Source organism: Lactiplantibacillus sp. 7.2.4 (assembly GCF_018991185.1).
In the GTDB taxonomy this organism is placed as follows: Bacteria; Bacillota; Bacilli; order Lactobacillales; family Lactobacillaceae; genus Lactiplantibacillus; species Lactiplantibacillus pentosus.
In genome coordinates, this window is the sequence record NZ_JAGYGS010000147.1 from 1 (window position 1) to 969 (window position 969).

1 protein-coding gene and 1 pseudogene are annotated in these 969 nt (G+C 34.8%); one reads left to right on the top strand and one right to left on the bottom strand.

The window, feature by feature from the left end:
- Positions 1-98: 98 nt before the first annotated feature.
- Positions 99-626 (bottom strand): hypothetical protein, encoded by a 528-nt coding sequence (locus KGF70_RS16930; protein WP_216749116.1) that lies wholly within the window; start codon positions 624-626, stop codon positions 99-101.
- A 208-nt stretch (positions 627-834) separates the two neighbouring features.
- Here KGF70_RS16930 and KGF70_RS17515 point away from each other — a divergent pair.
- Positions 835-969, top strand: a pseudogene (locus KGF70_RS17515) (IS30 family transposase); the annotation flags it as partial.

Consider the following 969-nt stretch of genomic DNA (forward strand, 5'->3'; position numbering starts at 1 on the left):
AATAATAAAGTATAGATTAAAGAAAAATTTAGATAAAAAAAGACAAGGTGAGAAACCAAAATTAGTTTCTCACCTTGTCTTTTTTAACGCTCAGATTCCTATACTAGAAATCCTATAATTGCCATGACGAACAATGCGGAGTAGGATTGCAAATGGTACCTAACTAAATCTTTGTGGTCCTGTTCGTTTGGTAGTAGGAAAGCTTGTTTTTCAATGGGGTGCTCATGCCAAATAGGTTGTTGTTTCCAAAAATCATACAGTTGTTGGGGAAGTGCTATTGCAGGTGGTATTGCCATTATAAAGCCTATAATGGCTGGCCAGAATGGGGTTCTGCTATTTCCGAAAGCAATTACGTAAAAGCTCCATATGAGTGAACCATAAAAACAACATTTAGCAACTGTAAATTCTAACCAGAAGAGTAGTTCGTTTTTTAGGGAACTTCTACGATACGTTTGAAGAACTTTTTTCTTGAGCTGCCTCATTTTGCGACGGGAGTCGTTCTTTCTTAGAAAAAGTCCCCAAAAATATAGCTCGCCTGATCTGGTATAGTTCATAATTTTTTTTTGAATCTTAATGACATATATGAGTAAAATAAACTCAACTAATAAGATCAATAATGGTAACATCAATTTTGGGCCTCCTTAAAAAGGTACACTTATCCAGTCGCTGGTAGTTACTTATCGTGAATGTTAGAGTTATACTATTGCTGATTTTAACCACCGAAATTTTAATAGTTAATTCAGTTGGCGCCAACGTGGTATTTATTAATTTGGGCCACAATAGCCGACTACATCTATAAATGACATGGTATCATACTATTTATAGATGTAGGTTGCTAATGAATCTTTTAATCGATGGTTATGTTGGTTTTTCTCAAACAGTCCAACTTTAACCATGTAACAATTAATGAGATCATAGCAGCACTTGAACCTATTAATCAACGGCCATTGAAAACTATCGGACTTATTC

What these genes read in the sequence shown, in the direction of transcription:
- KGF70_RS16930 (WP_216749116.1), bottom strand. Translation starts at nt 626, where the DNA reads ATGTTACCATTATTGATCTTATTAGTTGAGTTTATTTTACTCATATAT.